Source organism: Klebsiella oxytoca (genome assembly GCF_009707385.1).
GTDB lineage: Bacteria > Pseudomonadota > Gammaproteobacteria > Enterobacterales > Enterobacteriaceae > Klebsiella > Klebsiella oxytoca_C.
The window spans coordinates 818043-838159 of sequence record NZ_CP046115.1 but is presented as its reverse complement, the minus strand read 5'-3'; the positions used below and the strand labels follow the sequence as shown (position 1 = coordinate 838159).

Here is a 20117-nt window from a genome sequence, read left to right as displayed (position 1 = left end):
TCCGCGAGATGTTAAGCCGCGTAGTCCGAATCCGTTACGCGCTTACGCAAGATGATGTATCCCGTTACCGCCGATAATATCGAACCGATCAGGATGCCCAGTTTGGCCCAGTTGATTAATCCAGGATCAACGCTGCTGAACGCCAGAGTGGCGATAAAAATCGACATGGTAAAACCAATGCCACACAAAATGCCGACGGCCATAATCTGCTTACAGGTAGTGCCTTCCGGCAGCGAGGCCCATTTCAGCTTCAGCGCCAGCCAGCAAAATGCGCTAATCCCCAGCGGCTTACCGATAAACAGCCCGGCGATAATACCTAACGGCAGCAACGAGGTTAGTCCTTCTACCGTCACGCCCTGTAAAGAAACGCCGGCATTAGCAAAGGCGAACAGCGGTAGGATCAGGAATGCCACCCACGGGTGCAGGACATGTTCAAGCTGCTTCGCCGGGGATTTACCGTTTTGCTCTTTAAGCGGGATCATAAAGCCGACAATAACGCCGGCCAGCGTCGCGTGAACTCCCGACTTCAGAACCGCGGTCCACAGCACAGCACCGACCAGAATATAGATACCAGTACGCCGTACGCCGCACAGATTTAACGCCGCCAGAACCAGGATCGCCCCCGCAGCAACCACCAACGACAGCACGGAAAGATCGTTGGTATAGAATAAGGCAATAATAATAATCGCCCCCAGATCGTCGATAATAGCCAGCGCCATCAGGAAAATCTTCAACGCGGCGGGAACCCGATTGCCCAGCAAGGCCAGTACTCCCAGCGCAAAGGCAATATCGGTTGCAGCCGGAATCGCCCAGCCCTCTCTGGCAACAGCATCCTGACCGTTAAACGCCAGGTAGACCAGCGCCGGAACCACCATTCCGCCCAGCGCGGCGATGACAGGAAACACCGCCTGACGGCGGCTGGCCAGCGCTCCCTGCTTCATTTCGCGCTTCACTTCCAGGCCTATAAGCAGGAAAAAGACCGCCATCAGCGCGTCGTTAATCCACAACAACATATTTTTGTTGATCTCTAACGCACCGACGCGCAGTTGAACGGGCGTTTCCAGAAAAGAGCGATAAAGTTCACTGGCTACGCCGGTATTGGCGAGTAACATAGCCAGCGCGGCGGCAAAGATTAAGATAATGCCTCCGGAAGCATCGCTATGAAAAAAACGCTGCAGATGTTTCACTTTTACTCTCACTTTTTCGGCAAATAACTCGATAAAAGTATAATACAGACGCTGAAACATCGAAAAAATCAGTTTTAAATTGCCATTAAGCTCGGCTTTACCGATCAATAGATCCGTTTTATCAAAGCCGTTTATATGAGGAAAAAACGCTGACTAACGCCAGAGTCATCAGTACCGGTTTCTTACAGACGCTGACATCGCATGCTATGAATGGTTCGGACAGGGTTGTTCAGGCGTTGTCGCGCTGACAGCTATAACATTTCCTCCACGCGATCTGCGATAGGCGCAGCGGGAGACAATCATCAGTACACCATGCTAACAGCACGTGACCATCACAACGGCGCCAGTCGCAGCTCAGAAGCACCACAGTTTCACTGCCAATATGCCGTAAGTATTATTGTTATGATAACTAACGTATGCAGCATTAATTTATAGAATTAAATTGAGCATATTATTAAAAGAGTGTTTAGTTAATGTGAAAAAGCCTTCAGTTAAGTGAAGCTAATAAGCCATTGGCAACTTTTTCATATCTAACAGCCGCCCACCATCAATACTGATATAGCCGCCTTTCTTGAGTTCGGACAGAAGCTGCATCGTACGGCTACGGGATATTCCCGTTCTGCGTTGAATAAAATTAAGCACGTTAATGCTTAGCCGATATTCACTGGCATAGGCCCACAGCTCTATTAACAATGACCTCACCTTCAGATAAGAGTCCACCCCCACCAGCTCGCGATCGCGGACGCACATTACCATTAAGCGATAGGCAAGTATGCGCGCGACATCGTGCCACAGATCGCACTCATCCGCCGTCTTGATAAAGTCGGGCATAGAGACGGCGCGCCCGCGGCACTCCGTTTCTGCTATCAGAAAATGCTCCGGGCGGGTAGAAACATCGTAGGTCATCCCGTAGCTATCGACTAACCCGATAATTGAGGGAGCAAAAGCAGAAGTAACATGAAGCCCGCTGCCACAACGGCAAAAGGAAAAAATCCCGGACTCAAGAAGGACTATTTTATTCTCTTCAGCAGAATTAAGGTAAAACTCATCTCCGGGCTGTAAATTAAAAGGCTTACCAAAGGACCATAATGCAGAGAAGAGTGCATCAAGCGCTGCATACGGTTTAGCCTGTTGGGAAAATAGATATGAGTGCAATGCATTCTCATTATCGTTTTCAGCAACTTCCGAATTCATTTTTATTAAAAGCCATAATCATAAGTCAAACCAAGATATACGCATAAATGCCCCACTTCAATTAATAATAAATTAAAAGTACTGGTAGAATATCTGTATTACATTAGCACAAAAAAGCAATACTTAGCACAATGGGTAAATTTTATATAAAAACACCAACATGGATATATAAAACATCACACAGAGCATTAACAGGAAAATAAAATCACCAAGAAAACTATTCCCTTATGAATTAAAACAGCAGAAAAAAAGTCATTCACAATAATAAACTGGCTGAATTACCGTGAGTAAGCTGCTGCTGTTCGGGTTATCTGAAAAGAAAAATCTGGATGTTAGCTAAAATATGCTGGCGCGGCATACTACTCGCTCATGTCGTCGGCCAGCCAGCCGCCATCTTCACTATTAGAATGGATGTGGTAATACTTACCGTTGAACCTCTGCCGCAAAGTATCGAAAAAACAGTAGAGTCAGGTTTCACCCGGCAGTGGTAAAAACGCGTTCCTATTATTAATAATGATTTCATTAACTTCGAGCCCCTTCAGCCTTACCAGGCAACGTTAGCGGCATATCGCCTTTAAGCATGCCGCCGAATCTCCCGATGGGTCCCATGGCCCAATCAGGTAAAAGCAATTACCGCATGCTTTATATCTACGGTGTGACACTTCTCATTGGTGATGATTAACCTGACTTTTTGATACCAACGATTAACCTCGGTCTGGCTATTTTTAATCGAGACAGTTGTTAATAAAGTTCCTCATTCCCTGATGCAAAAAGCCCCGAATTTCCGGGGCTTGCATTGTTGAATCGACTAATTTCGTTTAACGAAAAGTATTAGTAGGCCCCAAGGTCAGTCCATGCCTGGCCTGCGGCGCAGTTCAGGTCAGGCTGGTCCCCCATAGACCACCATTTCACCTGGTAGTTATGGCCTTTCCAGCTCACCGTTTCGAAAGTCCCCCAGATCCCGCCATAAACGGTATTTGCATCCCACAGTGGATAAGGCGTAGTCGCGTCATCTGCTGCAGTTTCGTCTTCAGCCGGGACGGTATCGTCATTTGGCTCTACCGGTTCTACAGGAACAACGGTATCTTCTTCATCCGGTTCAGGTTGAACCTGAGACGCAGCCGGAACAACAACCAACACGAAACGCTGCTGTGTAGAAGGCTCACCCCAGCTATCGCGGACAAAGAGTGTGAACTGGAAGTTGGTTTTTACGGAAACTTCCGGAACGACAAACTCAATTATGGCAACAGTTTTATCAACTACGGAGATTTCAGAAGGAACGCCCCAGCTATAGGTAATTTCGTCTTTATCTTCGTCAGAAGAGTCTTCGCCAGATAGCTGTACGGTAGAGCCGCCGACAACGCGCAGCTCAATCGCGGCTTTCGGTGCATGGTTCACATCCGTTGCGGGTTCTTCTTTTTCATCCGCCGGTTCGACGTTGATACCTTCAAAATAGAACGGATCCATATCGACCACTTCAGAAGCGATTTCATAACCCAGGCCTTCACGCGCGGCGTTAACCAGCACTCCGTTGTCCTGATCGATAGTCCAGGTGAAAAGGCCGCCCAGGCCCAGCTTCGCTGCGTATTCGCCTTTTGCTTTTACGGAACGCGGGGTATCAAGGGACATGAACAGTTTGGTTTCCGGGTTGTACAAATAGTCTGCGTCAGCAACCTGGTCGGTATAAACGTTAAAACCGTTACGACCTTTCTGATTTTCCAGATCCAGATAGTTGTAAATCACGTCATACCATTCGTTGGTGCCGGATTCAAAGGTACCGGTAGTATCGCCGATCCCGGCGCTGTATGAACCTTTTAGCGGAGACAGCGATTCGAGCTCCGCGTTACGGCCGTTACGGGTATAACCTGCGTAACCAATATTAATGCGGTCCGCCGGGAAACCTTCTGACAGCAGGTGTTCAACAATCGTGTTGACCGCCCAACCGCCCTCTTCCACGGCGTTGAGATTGCTATGATGCGCAATGCTTTCGGCCCACGGGGTGCCAAAGAAGTCATAAGTCATGACGTTAATGGCATACAGACCCGCGTTCAGCAGCGCTTTCACATTGGAGTAACCGATCGTAGCCACCACCGCAGAGCTGGCAATAGAGATTTTGACATTGCTCAGACCCGCAGAATCCAGCTGTTTACGTAGTTCAGCAATCAGCAGCGCATAATTTTCGCCATCCTCCGGACCGCAAGGGTTACCCGCGCCTTCATTGTTTGGATATTCCCAGTCAATATCGACTTCGCTGAACATCGGGAACTGCTTGAATAGCTTCACAACGCCTTTAGCAAAAGTTTTACGCGCAGATTCAGAAGCCGCCGTTTCGTGGAAACCATTACTCATGGTCCAGCCGCCAATGCTCATGGAAAGCACCAGGTCGTGGCCCTGCTGTTTCGCTTTTGCCTGCAAATCGCGCAGACCGCCGAGCAGCCCCTTTGTATTTTCCTGGGTAACGGTTTTCGGATCGACATCCCAGCCGCTGACTGAGTGGCCAACGTTAACGTAAGACTGGAAGTCACCCCACACATCGAGGAAGGTTGGCTCGTATTTCACTTTCCCACACTGCTCGGCTCCTTCGGCAACCACATCGCGGTACTGACCGTCAATTTTGTGGAAACCGGTCACCCCAACGAAACCAACAATGATTTTGTCATAGGCTGTAGGTGCCACATTGGTTAAATCATAGCCACGACCGCGGTTATCTTTTGAATCATCCCCCTGCAGACGGCCATCGTACTGTGACCAGTCGGTGTAGTAACCGAATACCTTGGGTTTAGTTGTGGAAGACTTGTACTGGTTATAAACCGGCTTTGCGACACGAGCAGAAGTATAGCTATATGCGCTCACTTCTTTCGCTGGGTTAAAACCGTCTGCCGCGTTGCTGGTTTCAGTAAGGGTATCGCCTTGAATCAATTTGCTAGTAGCCATCTTTAATTTCCTTTTAAGTTTGAAAAATTGTCGCAGTTCGTTCTGCCGGACCAATAATCCAATGCTCATCGGGCGCTGGCTAATCACATAACATCACGTTTTCAACACTCGTATCGGGCTATTTTTATGAGAGATAAATGATGTTAATAATCGCGAACTCATCTCTATGGCGACTAAACTATCGACAGCATATTAAATATCATTTACTAGTCAGTTAAATATCATTTAATTTACATGAGATTATGTGATTAAACTCTCACCATCGGATGATATTACAATAATACAGATGACTAATAATAGATTAAGCCATTTCTCGTACAATATATTTAGCGCAAGCAAACAGGATCTATATATCTAAAGGATAACGGTATGAAAACTTATCTCATCAATGGTAATTGCGTTTATAACGAAGGAAAGTATGAACTGAGAACGACATCAAACTCACAGGTCATCAAGATGACTGCGATGAGGGCGAAGTGTCTCAGCTTCATCATCGAAAACGCGAATATAGATATTATTGAACGGCAAAAAATAACCGCTGAGCTATGGGGAAGTCGTAGTCACTTTGTTAATGATGCAAACTTAACGCAAATACTCTACCTAATCAGACGAGACCTGAAGTCTCTTGGAGTCAACGAACTGTTCATTACCATTCCCAGACAAGGCATTCAGTTTAATAAAGAAATTTCTGTGAAAGCAATAGAGAGCAAAAACAAAGAAACCAAAAGACAGGTTATCAGAAAGACTCTGGCGGCATTAACCACCGTATTTTCTGTTACCTTAGGGACAGTAATGTACCTACATATTCATTAATTCAAGGAAATGAAAAATGAACCCTATCATTGATGGCATTTTAGTAATGGAAGGCGGCTACACTCTGAATCCTAAAGATAAAGGTGGCGAAACTAACTGGGGAATTACTGAGGCAACGGCCCGCGCCCATGGTTATACCGGAGAGATGATTAACCTGACTCGCTCAGAAGCATTTTCTATCCTCGAGGAAGACTACTGGATTAAGCCCGGATTTGATAAGATATCCACACTATCTTATCCCATCGCCTTCGAACTCTGCGATGCCGCGGTTAATATTGGTCCTCATTATCCTTGCATGTGGCTACAGCGCTGGCTAAATGCGCTAAACCGCGAAGAGAAAAGCTATCAGGATATCAAAACTGATGGCAAGATTGGCCCGCAAACGCTCGCAGCGCTCAATCATTTCCTGACCTTAAGAGGTAATCAGGGCGAGGCAGTGCTGGTGAGAGCGCTCAACTGCAGCCAGGGGGCCTATTACCTGGATATCACTGAAAAGAATAAACAAAATGAAGAGTTTATTTATGGCTGGATGAACGCCAGAGTTACATAACATCATCAATTAATAACAGCTAATAAAAGACTCAAGGATGAGCCTTTTATCAGGATAAATATTCATTAGATATTAATTAATGAATTGTTGTATTTTGCAGCGCCTTTTTAATCTTCTCACCAAGAATTTTCAAAATTGGCCCAGCGAAAACGCCACCAAGACCGGCCGCAAGCAACACCATATTAAAGCTAAACTCTTTTTCAATAGCAACAGCGCTGAGCAAAAAGCTGGTAAAACAGGAAATCACTACCTGAGTTAAACAATGCATAATTCCCTTATGGGAATTGTCATCCCCCTCTTGCTTATCACGGCGGACAAGATAGCTGACAAATCCGCCCCAGGCACCGGTAGCAATAATGGTGATAAGAATTTCAACTTCCAGTAAAACGACTTCCGTTGTCGCCAGATGGTTTGGAATAGACATAAAACACTCCTTGGTTAATTCATATGAACAAGCACCTCAAGAGTGTAAATTGGTTGACGATTTAAAAATAATCAAAGAGCATCAAATCAAACCATATTTTATCTATCATTTGGTATGATACTCTTTAACGACGAAATGATGACAGAGTATGTAACAGAGAAACCACTTCATTAATAACGGGTAGATTTTTACTATTCCTGTCCCAGGAGGCATAAACCTGAATAGACTTAAACGTGAGTTCAGGTGGCGGTTGTACAAACTTCACATCATATTTACGCTGATTTTTATAAAAAAGTGCCAATTTTAAAGGCATTAGGGCAATTAATGAGGTACGCTCAATCATGCTCATGATGCCATTAAGTGAGTCGCTACGATAGCCAATAATGCGGGAGCCTTTATAGTAAAGTTCATCTTTAAAGAGCCCCCTCTCATTAATAATCATAGGTGAATACATACCCGGTTGATACATCGCATGGCGAGAGGAATAAAAATGATGTAAAGAAATATCGGGTAAGGTGCTCAAAATATGATTACTGGCGAAAATGCACACGAAACTTTTGAAGCTGTCGATAAGCTGATTATCAATCCCCGGCATGTTCAATGGCTCTGAACTAATCAGCACATCACATTCGGCAGTAAGCAGTAACTCAGCCATCATCTCACGGGTGAGATTTCTTGATGAATAATGATTGAGTAATACTCTGTCAAATATATCTCCCGAATAAAGCTGGGAGAGATAGTACGCTTCAACAATATCTCCCCCCAAAATAGTCATTCTGGCATCATCATTCGCTTTATTTTCTGCAACAAAGGTACTGTTTATCAACTCCATAACCTGGCGAAAATTTTGATGAATCTCTATCGCCCTGGCCGTGGGTAACAGCCCATCCCTTCCGCGGATAAACAACTCTTCCTGGTAATACCCCTGTAAACGTCGTAGCGCTAATGAAACAGCGGCGGGAGTAATTCCGAGTTTCCTGGCTGCCTTAGCAGCATTTCCAGCCGAAACAACAGCATCAAGGGTCTTGATTAAGTTATAATCAAAATCCTTGTTGGCACCTTTCGATCCCATCCGCTGTCAGCCTCTAAAAACGAAAAAAGCAATATAGATAATACTCAAGATAAATCAATTCTTAGCCCCTTTAAATAATAGGTCAATTCAAAGAGATGTGGGGCCAGGATACAAAAAAGCCTGAGCATGAAGGCCCAGGCTTGCGGAAAGTCAGGAAATGAATAGTCGTTAACGCGTCAAATCATCGAAAAACTTCTTCACGCCATCGAAGAAACTTTTAGAGCGCGGACTATTTTTCTCACCCGTTGGTCCACCGAAGCTCTCCTGAAGATCTTTCAGCAGCTGCTTTTGTTTATCGTTAAGACCAACCGGTGTTTCAACCACCACGCGGCACAGCAGATCGCCCTGCGCGCCGCCGCGTACCGACTTCACGCCTTTGCCGCGCATGCGGAACAGCTTACCTGTCTGCGTCTCGCCCGGGATCTTCAGATTGACGCGACCGTCCAGCGTCGGAACTTCAATCTCGCCGCCAAGCGCAGCCATAGTGAAATTAATCGGTACTTCGCAGTACAGGTTATTCCCTTCACGTTCGAAAATTGCGTGCTGTTTAACCTGAACCTGAACATACAGATCGCCTGCCGGTGCGCCATGCTCGCCGGCTTCACCTTCGCCTGCCAGGCGAATACGGTCACCGGTATCAACGCCCGCCGGGATTTTGACCGACAGCGTTTTAGTTTTCTCAACGCGACCATGGCCGTGGCATTTATTGCACGGATCCTTAATCAGCGTACCGCGTCCCTGACAATGCGGACAGGTCTGCTGAACGGCGAAGAAGCCCTGACGCATCTGTACCTGACCCGCACCGTGACAGGTTGGACAGGTCTGCGGCTGGCTACCTGCTTTCGCACCGCTACCGTGACAAACGTCGCACTCTTCCAGCGTCGGGATGCGGATCTCTTTCGTTACACCACGGACGGCTTCTTCTAACGTAAGATCCATGTTGTAGCGCAGATCCGAGCCGCGCGCGGCGCGCTGGCGACCGCGTCCGCCGCCAAAAATATCGCCAAATACATCACCAAAGATATCGCTGAAATCAGCGCCGCCGCCAAAACCGCCGCCGCCGCCCATGCCGCCCTGCTCAAATGCGGCGTGACCGTACTGATCGTAGGCAGCACGCTTCTGGGCATCGGTCAGGACTTCATACGCTTCTTTGATTTCCTTGAATTTTGCTTCAGCCTCTTTATCGCCCTGGTTACGGTCCGGGTGATACTTCATGGCCAGGCGTTTATACGCCTTTTTGATTTCACGCTCTTCCGCTGTTCTGGAAACGCCTAAAATCTCGTAATAGTCTTGCTTTGCCATTGGTGTTTTTCAGCCCCTTAACATGCGTGCACGGGCGGAGAGGAAACCTCTTCGCCCGTGCCAGTGTTTTACCCGTTCAAAGGGCGATTATTTTTTGTCTTTCACTTCTTCGAACTCAGCGTCAACAACGTCGTCGTCCTTCGCGTTGCTCTCTTGAGCGTCAGCGCCGCCGGCCTGCTGCTGAGCGTGCTGCTGCTGAGCGATTTCCATCAGCTTCTGGGAAGCCTGGGCCAGCGCCTGCATTTTCGCTTCAATATCGGCTTTATCTTCACCTTTCAGCGAAGTTTCCAGCGCGGTCAGCGCGGACTCGATAGCGGTTTTATCATCAGCCGGCAGTTTGTCGCCTGCTTCTTCAACCTGCTTACGCGTGCTGTGCAGCAGATGGTCGCCCTGGTTGCGGGTCTGAACCAGCTCTTCAAACTTACGGTCTGATTCGGCGTTAGCTTCTGCTTCGCGAACCATTTTCTGGATCTCTTCTTCGTTCAGACCAGAAGAGGCCTTGATAGTGATCTTCTGCTCTTTACCGCTGTTTTTGTCTTTCGCGGAAACGTGCAGGATACCGTCGGCGTCAATGTCGAAAGTGACTTCGATCTGCGGCATGCCGCGCGGCGCCGGGTTAATCCCATCCAGGTTGAACTGACCCAGAGATTTGTTATCAGATGCGCGTTTACGCTCACCCTGCAGCACATGGATAGTTACCGCAGACTGGTTGTCTTCCGCAGTAGAGAACACCTGGCTGTGCTTAGTCGGGATAGTGGTGTTCTTGTTGATCAGCGCAGTCATCACGCCGCCCATGGTTTCGATACCCAGAGAAAGCGGGGTAACGTCCAGCAGCAGTACGTCTTTTACTTCACCGGTCAGAACACCGCCCTGAACAGCTGCGCCAATGGCCACGGCTTCGTCAGGGTTAACGTCTTTACGCGGCTCTTTACCAAAGAACTCAGCCACTTTCTTCTGCACCATTGGCATACGAGTCTGGCCGCCAACGAGAATAACGTCGTTGATGTCAGACACGGACAGGCCAGCATCCTGCAGAGCAACTTTCAGCGGCTCGATGGAACGGTTAACCAGGTCTTCGACCAGGCTTTCCAGTTTCGCACGAGTCACTTTGATGTTCATGTGTTTCGGACCGGTGGCATCTGCGGTGATGTACGGCAGATTCACGTCGGTCTGCTGAGCGGAAGACAGTTCGATCTTCGCTTTCTCAGCGGCTTCTTTCAGACGCTGCATCGCCAGCGGGTCGTTACGCAGGTCGATGCCCTGATCTTTCTTAAACTCGTCAACGAGATAGTTGATCAGACGAGTATCGAAGTCTTCACCGCCCAGGTGGGTGTCACCGTTGGTCGCCAGAACTTCAAAGGTTTTTTCGCCATCAACTTCGTCGATTTCGATAATAGAGATATCGAAGGTACCACCACCGAGGTCGTATACCGCGATAGTACGGTTGCCAACTTCTTTATCCAGACCGTAAGCCAGCGCAGCGGCGGTCGGTTCGTTGATGATACGTTTAACTTCCAGACCTGCGATACGGCCGGCGTCTTTCGTTGCCTGACGCTGAGCATCGTTGAAGTAAGCAGGAACGGTGATAACCGCTTCAGTTACCGGCTCACCCAGGTAATCTTCAGCCGTTTTCTTCATTTTTTTCAGCACTTCGGCAGAGATCTGCGGCGGTGCGGTTTTGGTGCCTTTCACATCAAGCCATGCGTCGCCATTGTCTGCGGCAACGATTTTGTAAGGCATGATAGAAACATCACGCTGGACTTCTTCGTCCTGGAAGCGGCGGCCAATCAGGCGTTTAATCGCAAACAGGGTGTTTTGCGGGTTTGTCACTGCCTGACGTTTAGCCGGCTGACCAACCAGAGTTTCACCATCCTGGGTATAGGCAATGATAGAAGGCGTGGTGCGATCGCCTTCGGCGTTCTCCAGCACGCGTGCAGTAGTGCCATCCATAATCGCTACACAAGAGTTGGTAGTACCCAGGTCGATACCAATAATTTTACCCATCTAAACGTCTCCACTAAAAATTCAGTCAACATGTGGTTGTGAACCTGTAATAAGGGCGAAACGTGCGGTTTCAACTGCCCAGACATCTTTTTTTTCAGGTTCATTCACTGCGGTTGACTACAAGATGGGGTCACCCATCGCTTCCTCAAGGGGGGGTGACAAAAAAATTTTGCCTTACCCGCGCCCTCGGAGGGGGTCAGACCTCCCCGGAAGCAGAGCAAAGAGGAATTAAAAACGCACAAAACATAAAAAATAAGAATGATTAAATAAAATATATCCACTATACAATTGGCATAGCCCACAATAATTTCGCGATAAGGTACCACCTACCGCCGAATGAATTTAATAGTCAGAAAATGCTCATACCGCCATTAATCTATATATGAGCAGCATTTTTTTAAACACAACGCTAATAATATTCACATCGGCTAACAATCATAAAAATTTAGCCGTTCCCGGGATGCGGTGTTATCAAGCATCCAGCTCTGCGCCAATCGCAGCGCTGCTCTGCTCGCTGGCGCAACGGTGCGCTTTAAAGCCAGCATTCCGTCAGCGATAAAGTAAGGGACAACCAGCATATGGATTTATAGCGACAATGAAAACAAACGCAGTGTTAAAAAAATCGCTTTTTCTGACAATATCATTAACTCTTCTCACATCGCCTCGCGAAAAATATCGGGGATGATTAATTCAACTAATTATAATTTCTGAACGCCGATAAGAATTAATTCCCTGAATGCTAAAGCCCCCTCTTTTTGTCATTGCTGTCACAAATCTCCCATCGAAACATTCACCCAAATAATGTCTTGCGAAGAGATAGACGCTGGCGTGACAACAGGCAGTAAATCGCCGGAGCTAAACTGCCTCCGCATTCATGCCGTAGCCCACGTCACGGCGGCTTCTCTCATGTCACAACGTTTACGGATATCGCAACGTTTAGCGAGAGGTTTTTTCGGCGATATTCATAGCGTGTTTAGGGCAAATCACCATACTTCATCGGCTAAAAAATGAAATTGCTGAAAAATACCCCGCCAGATCATAGACAGCATCGCAGCGCCTAATTATTATGCCGCGCCCCGTCGCTGAGTGACGGGGAAATGCTTCCCTTTCTAATCATTATTTTGAGGAATTATGGGCAACACTAAGTTGGCTAATCCGGCACCGCTGGGCCTAATGGGCTTCGGCATGACCACTATTCTGCTTAACCTGGCGAATAGCGGCCTGTTCGCGTTTGATGTAGCTATCCTGGCGATGGGCATTTTTTACGGCGGCATTGCGCAGATTTTTGCCGGCCTGTTGGAATTTAAAAAAGGTAACACCTTTGGTTTAACCGCATTTACGTCTTACGGCGCGTTTTGGCTGACGCTGGTTGCTATTCTCCTGATGCCGAAAATGGGCCTTGCTGAAGCATCTGATGCGCACTTCCTCGGTATGTACCTTGGTCTATGGGGTATTTTTACCCTGTTTATGTTCTTTGGTACCCTGAAGGCCGCGCGCATGCTGCAGTTTGTGTTTCTCAGTCTGACCGTGCTGTTCGCGCTGCTGGCGATTGGTCACCTGGCCGATAACGAAGGCATCGTTAAGATTGCTGGCTGGATAGGTCTGATCTGCGGCGGTAGCGCCATCTATCTGGCGATGGGTGAAGTGCTGAATGAGCAGTTTGGCCGCACCGTTCTGCCAATCGGCGAAAAGCATTAATCAACTTCGCCGCCCGTTCGCGAGCGGCAAAGTCAGCTATATCGATTTAAGGCAGGCGCTGCAGTTCACCTTTCGGTGCAGCGACCTGTTGATCCAGCCCCTGGCGCAGCCAAATCCCCAGCCCTAATCCCATAAATGACAGAGCCAGTACGTACCACGCAGGCGCCATCGGCGAAACACCCATCAGCATAGTCACCGCTATCGGCGTCAGGCCGCCAAAAATCGCGTAAGAGAGGTTATAAGAGAATGAAATACCGGTAAAACGGACTTCCGCCGGGAACGCGCGCACCATCACATAAGGGACCGCGCCTACCACACCAACGCACAGCCCCACCGTACCGTAAAGCAGGAAAAGGCGCTGCGGGCTATCACCGGAAAGATGATAGAAAGCCCAGCTTGCCGCAGCGAGGAATAAGCTGCCGACAATAAACGTGCGGCTGGCGCCAAAGCGGTCGGCGGCCAGACCTGCCAGCAGGCAGCCGATACACAGCATAATGGTGGCAATACTGTTTGCCTGCAGAGTAATGGCGGGAGCGAAGCCGTAGTGTTTTTGTAGCCAGACCGGCGACATCAGGATTACCACCACCACGCCAGCGGATAAAAGCCAGGTCAGCAGCATTGAGACCACCACGGCTTTCTGATGCTTCAGCGCGACGGCCTTCACCGGCAGCTCCTGCGCTAATGCCTTACGCTGCTGCATTTCGAGGAAAATGGGCGTCTCCTGCAGCCAACGGCGCAAATACATAGCGACGAGGCCAAACGCGCCGCCTAACAGAAACGGAATGCGCCAGCCGCCATCATGGATACCCTGCGGTGTCAGATGAGTGTTAATCAGCGTCGCGACTACCGACCCCAGTAAAATTCCCACCGTCAGGCCAGCGGTCAACGTACCGCAGGCAATACCGATTCTTTTTTCCGGGACATGCTCAGCAACAAAGACCCAGGCTCCGGGAACTTCACCGCCAATAGCCGCCCCCTGAAGAATACGCATCAACAACAGCAAAAGCGGCGCCACGATGCCCATCGACTCATAGGTCGGCAGCAGGCCAATCGCCAGCGTCGGCAGCGCCATCAGTAAAATGCTTAGGGTAAACATTTTCTTACGCCCGACCAGATCGCCGAAGTGGGCCATAATGATGCCGCCAAGAGGACGAGCCAGGTAGCCCGCAGCAAAAATGCCGAAGGTTTGTACCTGGCGCAGCCACTCCGGAATATCGGCCGGGAAAAACAGCTCACCGACAACGGCGGCGAAGAAGACAAAGATGATGAAATCATAAAACTCCAGCGCCCCGCCCAGCGCGGCCAGCGTCAGAGTTTTATAGTCCTGTCGATTCAGAGGTCGAGTGTGTTGTGACATAACGGGCAATCATCCAGAGGTATGAAGATGTTCTACGTATTGTGTAAAGTAAAAAACACTATATCGTAAATAAAACACCACACCACAGGTGATGCAGGTTATATCATGAATGCACTAAATTCAGGATAAAGTTTCACGCCTGGCGCTTTTAGGGCGAAAAGCTGCTACAACATTGGGGTTGGTTTCAACGTATGGCCCCTCAAGCAACTGTACACAATACGGTACACTTGCAAATACCCCATGCACCAGCACCTTCCCTTCTGCGTCTTTGACCCCTTCCAGCGTTTCTTCAATCGCTTTTGGCTGGCCAGGGAGGTTCAGGATTAGCGCCTGCTTGCGAATAACGCCAACCTGACGAGAAAGAATGGCCGTAGGCACAAAGTGCAGGCTCACCTGGCGCATTTGCTCGCCAAAACCAGGCATAACCCGATCGGCAATCGCCAGCGTCGCATCCGGGGTAACGTCACGGCGGGCCGGGCCGGTACCCCCGGTGGTGAGAACCAGATGACAGCCCATTTCATCAACCAGTTCACACAGCGTTTGCTCAATAATAACCTGTTCATCCGGGATCAAGCGGGTTTGCAGTTCGAAAGGCGTGGAAAGCGCGCGAGCCAGCCACTCTTCAAGCGCCGGGATGCCTTTATCCTGATAGACGCCGCTGGAGGCGCGATCGGAAATGGAAACTAAGCCGATTCGTAAGGTGTTCATGATTATTCCGTTCAAACAGTATTAATAGCCAGAATAATACACCGAGGGGAGCAAGGCAGACAGTTTAATGTGGCCGACGGGCGTCGGCCACATGCGGGATTACAGCAGATCGCCGATCATTTTTTCCAGTTTTTCCTGGTCGATAGCAAACTTACGGATACCTTCCGCCAGTTTGTCTACCGCCATCGGATCCTGGTTGTGCTGCCACAGGAACTCGGATTCAGTGATACGAGCCGGACGCGCTTTAACTTCACCGCTGAACGCCAGTTTACGTTCAACAGCGCCTTCGCTTTCAGCCAGCTCTTTCAGCAGAGCCGGAGCGATGGTCAGGCGGTCACAGCCAGCCAGTTCCAGAATCTCGCCGAGGTTACGGAAGCTCGCGCCCATAACCACAGTCTCGTAACCGTGCTGTTTGTAGTATTCGTAGATTTCGCTCACAGAAACCACGCCCGGATCTTCTGCCGGTGCATATTCTTTCTTATCGGTATTGGCTTTGTACCAGTCGAGGATACGGCCAACGAACGGGGAAATCAGGAATACGCCTGCTTCTGCGCAAGCACGAGCCTGAGCGAAGGAGAACAGCAGAGTCAGGTTACAGTTGATGCCTTCTTTTTCCAGCTGCTCTGCGGCACGGATACCCTGCCAGGTAGAGGCCAGTTTGATCAGAATGCGATCGTTGCTGATGCCCGCATCGTTGTACAGCTTGATGATGCGCTTAGCTTTGGTAATAGATGCATCGGTGTCATAAGACAGACGAGCATCAACTTCGGTGGAAATACGGCCAGGGATCAGCTTAAGGATTTCGAGACCAATGTTCACCGCCAGCTTATCGGAAGCATCGATAATCTGCTGCGCGCGATCGCTGCTCTGGCTGCGAGCCCAGGCAACGGCGTCATCAATTAGCTTGCGGTACTCAGGGATCTGAGCCGCGCCGAGAATCAAAGAAGGGTTAGTCGTGGCATCCTGAGGCTGATACAGCTTCATTGCCGCGATATCTCCGGTATCAGCTACGACAGTGGTGTACTGACGCAGAGAGGTCAATTTATCCGTCATGATAGTGTTTCTCTTAAACAGCAGTTAAGGGGATGTAACCGGTCTGCCAAGATGATAACACGCTGCCGGGTCAGCGCAACCGCCTACAATGCGAGAGCGCAGAGTGTGATAAACTGGGCTAATTAATTACCTGAACACTAAAGGATTGTCACTGAATTGGTAGCGTTTACACTTGCGCGCCGGCATGGGCAAGAGGATGTTTAATGCCTGATTTTCTTTCTTTTATCAATGAAGTACTCTGGGGCTCAGTAATGATTTATCTGCTGCTGGGCGCTGGCGTATGGTTTACCTGGCGAACAAAATATATTCAGTTCCGCTATATCCGTCAGTTTAGTAAAAATCTGAAAAAGAGCCTTCAGCCGGAGCCTGGCGGGTTAACGACTTTGCAGGCGCTGTGCCTGAGCCTCGCGGCGCGCGTTGGCAGCGGTAACATGGCTGGGGTGGCGCTGGCTATCTCCGCCGGTGGCCCTGGCGCCGTTTTTTGGATGTGGGTTTCGGCGCTACTCGGCATGGCCAGCAGCTTCGCCGAGTGTTCTCTCGCTCAGCTCTATAAAGAGCGCGACTGCCGCGGTCAGTTTCGCGGTGGCCCTGCCTGGTATATGGCCCGGGGATTAGGCATGCGCTGGATGGGCGTACTGTTCTCCGTTTTTCTCCTGCTGGCCTACGGCGTCATTTTTAATACCGTCCAGGCTAATTCCGTTGCTCATGCCATGGAGTACGTATTCCATTTACCGGAAATTATCACCGGCGGCGCAATGGCGGTCCTCACCCTGCTGGTTATCGTTCGCGGCATTCGCGGCGTAGCGCAATTGATGCAATGGTTTGTACCAGTCATGGCCCTGCTTTGGGTAATGATGAGCCTGGCTATCGGTCTCTGGAATGTCACCTCCCTGCCGGCGATTTTTGAAACCATTTTCCGCTGCGCTTTCGGCTGGCAAGAGGCTGCTGCGGGCGCAGTCGGGTATACCATCAGCCAGGCGCTCACCAGCGGCTTTCAGCGCGGAATGTTCTCCAATGAAGCGGGAATGGGCTCAACGCCTAATTCCGCCGCTGCCGCTGCTTCCTGGCCGCCTCATCCGGCAGCGCAGGGGATCGTCCAGATGATTGGCGTCTTCATCGATACCATCGTAATCTGTACCGCCAGCGCAGTCATCGTCATGCTGGCGCCAAGAGACACTACGGGGCGAGCGGCAAATGGCATTCAGGCTATCCAGCACTCTATGAATAATCTCGTCGGCGACTGGGGCTCCAGCTTTGTCGCTTTTATCGTGCTGCTTTTCGCTTTCACCTCGATCGTCGCAAACTATATCTATGCCGAAAATAACCTTATTTTTCTCCGCATGGACAGCGCTCGTAATATCTGGCTGCTACGTCTACTCACGCTGTGCATGGTAGTTACCGGCGCGATGGTCAGCCTTCCGGTTGTCTGGCAGATGGCGGATATCATCATGGCGCTAATGGCGATAACTAACCTGACGGCTATCCTGCTGCTCTCGCCAACGGTGCGTATCATTGCCAGTGACTATCTGCGGCAGCGGCGACTGGGCCAGCGACCGGAATTTGACGTCACCCGCTACCCTGAGATTCATCAGCAGCTTACTCCTGGAATCTGGGACAATCTGCCGCGCGAATAGCGCGGCAATCGCAGCTATCGATCCTCTGATGGCTTTTTTTTGATAGAGTCATCAAAAATTTCCTGCAAGGACTGGATATGCTCATTCTGATTTCACCTGCAAAAACGCTCGATTACCAAAGCCCGCTGGCAACAACTCGTTTTACCCAACCTGAACTGCTGGAATACTCTCAGGAGCTTATCGGTATCGCCCGCCAGCTGTCAGCACCGCAGATTGGTAAACTGATGGGCATCAGCGACAAGCTGGCCGATCTGAACGCCACCCGCTTCCACGACTGGCAACCGGACTTCACTCCGGAAAACGCTCGCCAGGCGATCCTGGCTTTTAAGGGCGATGTCTATACCGGGCTTCAGGCAGAGACCTTTAGCGAAGCCGATTTCGATTTTGCCCAGCAGCATCTGCGGATGCTTTCCGGCCTTTATGGCGTTCTGCGCCCGCTGGATCTGATGCAGCCGTATCGGCTGGAGATGGGAATTAAGCTCGAGAACGCGAAAGGCAAAGACCTGTATCACTATTGGGGAGACGTGATTACCGATAAGCTAAATCAGGCGCTGAAAGCCCAGGGCGACGATATTGTGGTTAATCTGGCCTCAGATGAATACTTCAAATCGGTCAAGCCCAAACGGCTTGAGGGGCAGCTGATTAAGCCGGTGTTCCTTGATGAGAAAAACGGTAAGTTTAAAGTGATCAGCTTCTACGCTAAAAAAGCCCGCGGCTTAATGAGCCGTTACATCATTGAAAATCGACTGACCAGACCAGAGCAGCTGACCCGCTTTGATAGTGAAGGTTATTTCTTTGACGCAGATGCTTCGGACAAAGGTGAACTGGTCTTTAAACGCCACGAGCAGTAAAAGATCCACTCCCCTGCTGCGAACAACGTAACAGGGGAGTAATGAGCAAAACTTAACCCATCATCAGCTTACGCAGCGCGGCAAAATCCGCCGGCAGGTTATGCGACAGCAGCGGCAGATCTGCGCGATCGGCCAGCTCTTTCGGCAGCGGCAGCGTCTCCTGCAGTATATCTTCCACGCTCTCTTTAAATTTCGCCGGATGCGCCGTACCAAGGAACAAACCGTACTCACCCGGCTGTAGCTGGTCGCGCAGCGCGCGATAAGCAATCGCCGCATGCGGCTCTGAGGTATAGCCAATGGCTTTCAGCTCACGCATGGTCTCTTTGGTGGTTTCATCATCCACCGCCGCATAGCCGAGCTCGCTCAGACGCCAGATTTTACGACGGAACAGCTCTTCCACGCGCGGCCAGTTGTTCGGCTGGCTGACGTCCATGGCGTTGGACAGCGTGGCCTGAGTCGCTTTCGGAGACCAGTTGCCGTCCTGCAGGAACCGCGGCACGGTATCATTGGCGTTAGTCGCCGCGATAAAGCGTTTGATTGGCAGACCCAGAGATTTCGCCAGCAGACCAGCCGTCAGATCGCCAAAGTTACCGCTTGGTACAGATACCACCAGCTGATTACGGGCTTCCTGAGGCAGCTGCGCGACGGCTTCAAAGTAGTAGCAAATCTGCGCCAGCAAACGACTAATATTGATTGAGTTAGCGGAGTTTAGACCCAGAGCAGTTTTCAGCTCCTGGTCATCAAAGGCCTGTTTAACCAGCGCCTGGCAGGCATCAAAATCACCGTCGATAGCAACGGTTTCAATATTGCCGCCAAGGGTACAGAAAAGCTTTTCCTGCAGCGGGCTGATTTTCCCACGCGGATAGAGAATGACGACTTTAACGTTAGGCAGGCCATAGAACGCATGCGCAACCGCCGCGCCGGTATCGCCAGAGGTCGCCGTCAGAATCGTCACCGGTTTGTCGCCCGCAATATGGGTCAGCATCTGCGCCATAAAGCGGCCGCCGAAATCTTTAAACGCCAGCGTCGGGCCATGGAACAGCTCCAGGCAGCCGATATCGTCCTGCACTTTGCTAACCGGAGCCGGGAAGGTAAATGCGTTGCCGATGCGCTCCTGCAGTTTATCCTGCGGGATCTCGTCGCCGATAAATGCGGAGAGGATTTTGGCGCTACGCGACACAAAATCCTGCTGCAGCATTTCGTCGATTTCAGTCAGGCTGAATTCAGGCAGATCGTGCGGAAAGAACAGCCCCTGATGCTTGCCAAGCCCCTGCGTGACGGCCTGCGCAAAGCTGACCTGTTCGTTATGATCTTTTAAGTTATAGAGTTTCATTGG

General features: G+C 49.9%; 17 protein-coding genes and 1 pseudogene. 6 read left to right on the top strand and 12 right to left on the bottom strand.

What is annotated here, in order from left to right; all coding sequences use genetic code 11:
* Positions 1-11 precede the first annotated feature (11 nt).
* The 4 genes and pseudogenes from nhaA to GJ746_RS03965 form a co-directional block, all read right to left on the bottom strand.
* The gene (nhaA, locus tag GJ746_RS03975; RefSeq protein WP_154679025.1) at positions 12-1187 is read right to left on the bottom strand and encodes a Na+/H+ antiporter NhaA; all 1176 of its coding nucleotides are present in this window, start codon (positions 1185-1187) and stop codon (positions 12-14) included.
* 501 nt (positions 1188-1688) lie between these two features.
* Positions 1689-2381: a winged helix-turn-helix transcriptional regulator gene (locus GJ746_RS03970; protein WP_195908795.1), complete on the bottom strand. Its 693-nt coding sequence runs from the start codon at positions 2379-2381 to the stop codon at positions 1689-1691.
* Between the two features lie 359 nt (positions 2382-2740).
* Positions 2741-2853: pseudogene (locus GJ746_RS25595) on the bottom strand (hypothetical protein); the annotation flags it as partial.
* A gap of 359 nt (positions 2854-3212) precedes the next feature.
* Positions 3213-5315: a glycosyl hydrolase family 18 protein gene (locus GJ746_RS03965; protein WP_154679023.1), complete on the bottom strand. Its 2103-nt coding sequence runs from the start codon at positions 5313-5315 to the stop codon at positions 3213-3215.
* 369 nt (positions 5316-5684) lie between these two features.
* Between GJ746_RS03965 and GJ746_RS03960 the strand changes: the two genes are divergently transcribed.
* On the top strand, positions 5685-6128 hold the full coding sequence (locus GJ746_RS03960; RefSeq protein ID WP_154679022.1) for a winged helix-turn-helix domain-containing protein: 444 nt from the start codon (positions 5685-5687) through the stop codon (positions 6126-6128).
* A gap of 16 nt (positions 6129-6144) precedes the next feature.
* A complete protein-coding gene (locus tag GJ746_RS03955; protein WP_154679021.1) occupies positions 6145-6678 on the top strand; it encodes a glycoside hydrolase family 108 protein in 534 nt (177 codons plus the stop codon).
* Positions 6679-6754: 76 nt separating this feature from the next.
* On the opposite strand, the gene GJ746_RS03950 is transcribed toward GJ746_RS03955, so the two are convergent.
* The 4 genes from GJ746_RS03950 to dnaK form a co-directional block, all read right to left on the bottom strand.
* The gene (locus tag GJ746_RS03950) at positions 6755-7102 is read right to left on the bottom strand and encodes a phage holin family protein (protein ID WP_154679020.1); all 348 of its coding nucleotides are present in this window, start codon (positions 7100-7102) and stop codon (positions 6755-6757) included.
* Positions 7103-7226: 124 nt separating this feature from the next.
* Positions 7227-8174 (bottom strand): LysR family transcriptional regulator, encoded by a 948-nt coding sequence (locus tag GJ746_RS03945; protein ID WP_154679019.1) that lies wholly within the window; start codon positions 8172-8174, stop codon positions 7227-7229.
* A 168-nt stretch (positions 8175-8342) separates the two neighbouring features.
* Positions 8343-9476 carry a molecular chaperone DnaJ gene (gene dnaJ / locus GJ746_RS03940; RefSeq protein ID WP_154679018.1) on the bottom strand — a complete coding sequence of 378 codons (1134 nt, stop codon included), beginning with the start codon at positions 9474-9476 and terminating at the stop codon, positions 8343-8345.
* A gap of 87 nt (positions 9477-9563) precedes the next feature.
* Positions 9564-11480 carry a molecular chaperone DnaK gene (gene dnaK, locus GJ746_RS03935; RefSeq protein ID WP_154679017.1) on the bottom strand — a complete coding sequence of 639 codons (1917 nt, stop codon included), beginning with the start codon at positions 11478-11480 and terminating at the stop codon, positions 9564-9566.
* A 576-nt stretch (positions 11481-12056) separates the two neighbouring features.
* Here dnaK and GJ746_RS25590 point away from each other — a divergent pair.
* Complete coding sequence (locus GJ746_RS25590; protein WP_227852788.1) at positions 12057-12191, top strand: DUF2541 family protein; 135 nt, start codon at positions 12057-12059, stop codon at positions 12189-12191.
* 420 nt (positions 12192-12611) lie between these two features.
* Positions 12612-13178, top strand: coding sequence for an acetate uptake transporter (gene satP / locus GJ746_RS03925; RefSeq protein WP_154679016.1), 567 nt, complete (start codon positions 12612-12614; stop codon positions 13176-13178).
* A gap of 46 nt (positions 13179-13224) precedes the next feature.
* Here satP and GJ746_RS03920 read toward each other — a convergent pair whose 3' ends face one another.
* The 3 genes from GJ746_RS03920 to tal all read right to left on the bottom strand — a co-directional run bounded on the left by GJ746_RS03920 (position 13225) and on the right by tal (position 16296).
* Positions 13225-14535, bottom strand: a complete 1311-nt coding sequence (locus GJ746_RS03920; protein WP_154679015.1) for an MFS transporter — start codon at positions 14533-14535, stop codon at positions 13225-13227.
* A gap of 120 nt (positions 14536-14655) precedes the next feature.
* The gene (mog, locus tag GJ746_RS03915; RefSeq protein ID WP_154679014.1) at positions 14656-15243 is read right to left on the bottom strand and encodes a molybdopterin adenylyltransferase; all 588 of its coding nucleotides are present in this window, start codon (positions 15241-15243) and stop codon (positions 14656-14658) included.
* A 99-nt stretch (positions 15244-15342) separates the two neighbouring features.
* A complete protein-coding gene (gene tal, locus GJ746_RS03910) occupies positions 15343-16296 on the bottom strand; it encodes a transaldolase (protein ID WP_154679013.1) in 954 nt (317 codons plus the stop codon).
* A 203-nt stretch (positions 16297-16499) separates the two neighbouring features.
* Between tal and GJ746_RS03905 the strand changes: the two genes are divergently transcribed.
* The gene (locus GJ746_RS03905; protein WP_154679012.1) at positions 16500-17930 is read left to right on the top strand and encodes an alanine/glycine:cation symporter family protein; all 1431 of its coding nucleotides are present in this window, start codon (positions 16500-16502) and stop codon (positions 17928-17930) included.
* Positions 17931-18007: 77 nt separating this feature from the next.
* Entirely contained in the window at positions 18008-18781 is a 774-nt protein-coding gene (gene yaaA, locus GJ746_RS03900) for a peroxide stress protein YaaA (RefSeq protein ID WP_154679011.1), read from the top strand.
* Between the two features lie 52 nt (positions 18782-18833).
* Here the strand turns inward: yaaA and thrC are convergent, their stop codons facing one another.
* On the bottom strand, positions 18834-20114 hold the full coding sequence (thrC, locus tag GJ746_RS03895; protein WP_154679010.1) for a threonine synthase: 1281 nt from the start codon (positions 20112-20114) through the stop codon (positions 18834-18836).
* Positions 20115-20117 lie beyond the last annotated feature (3 nt).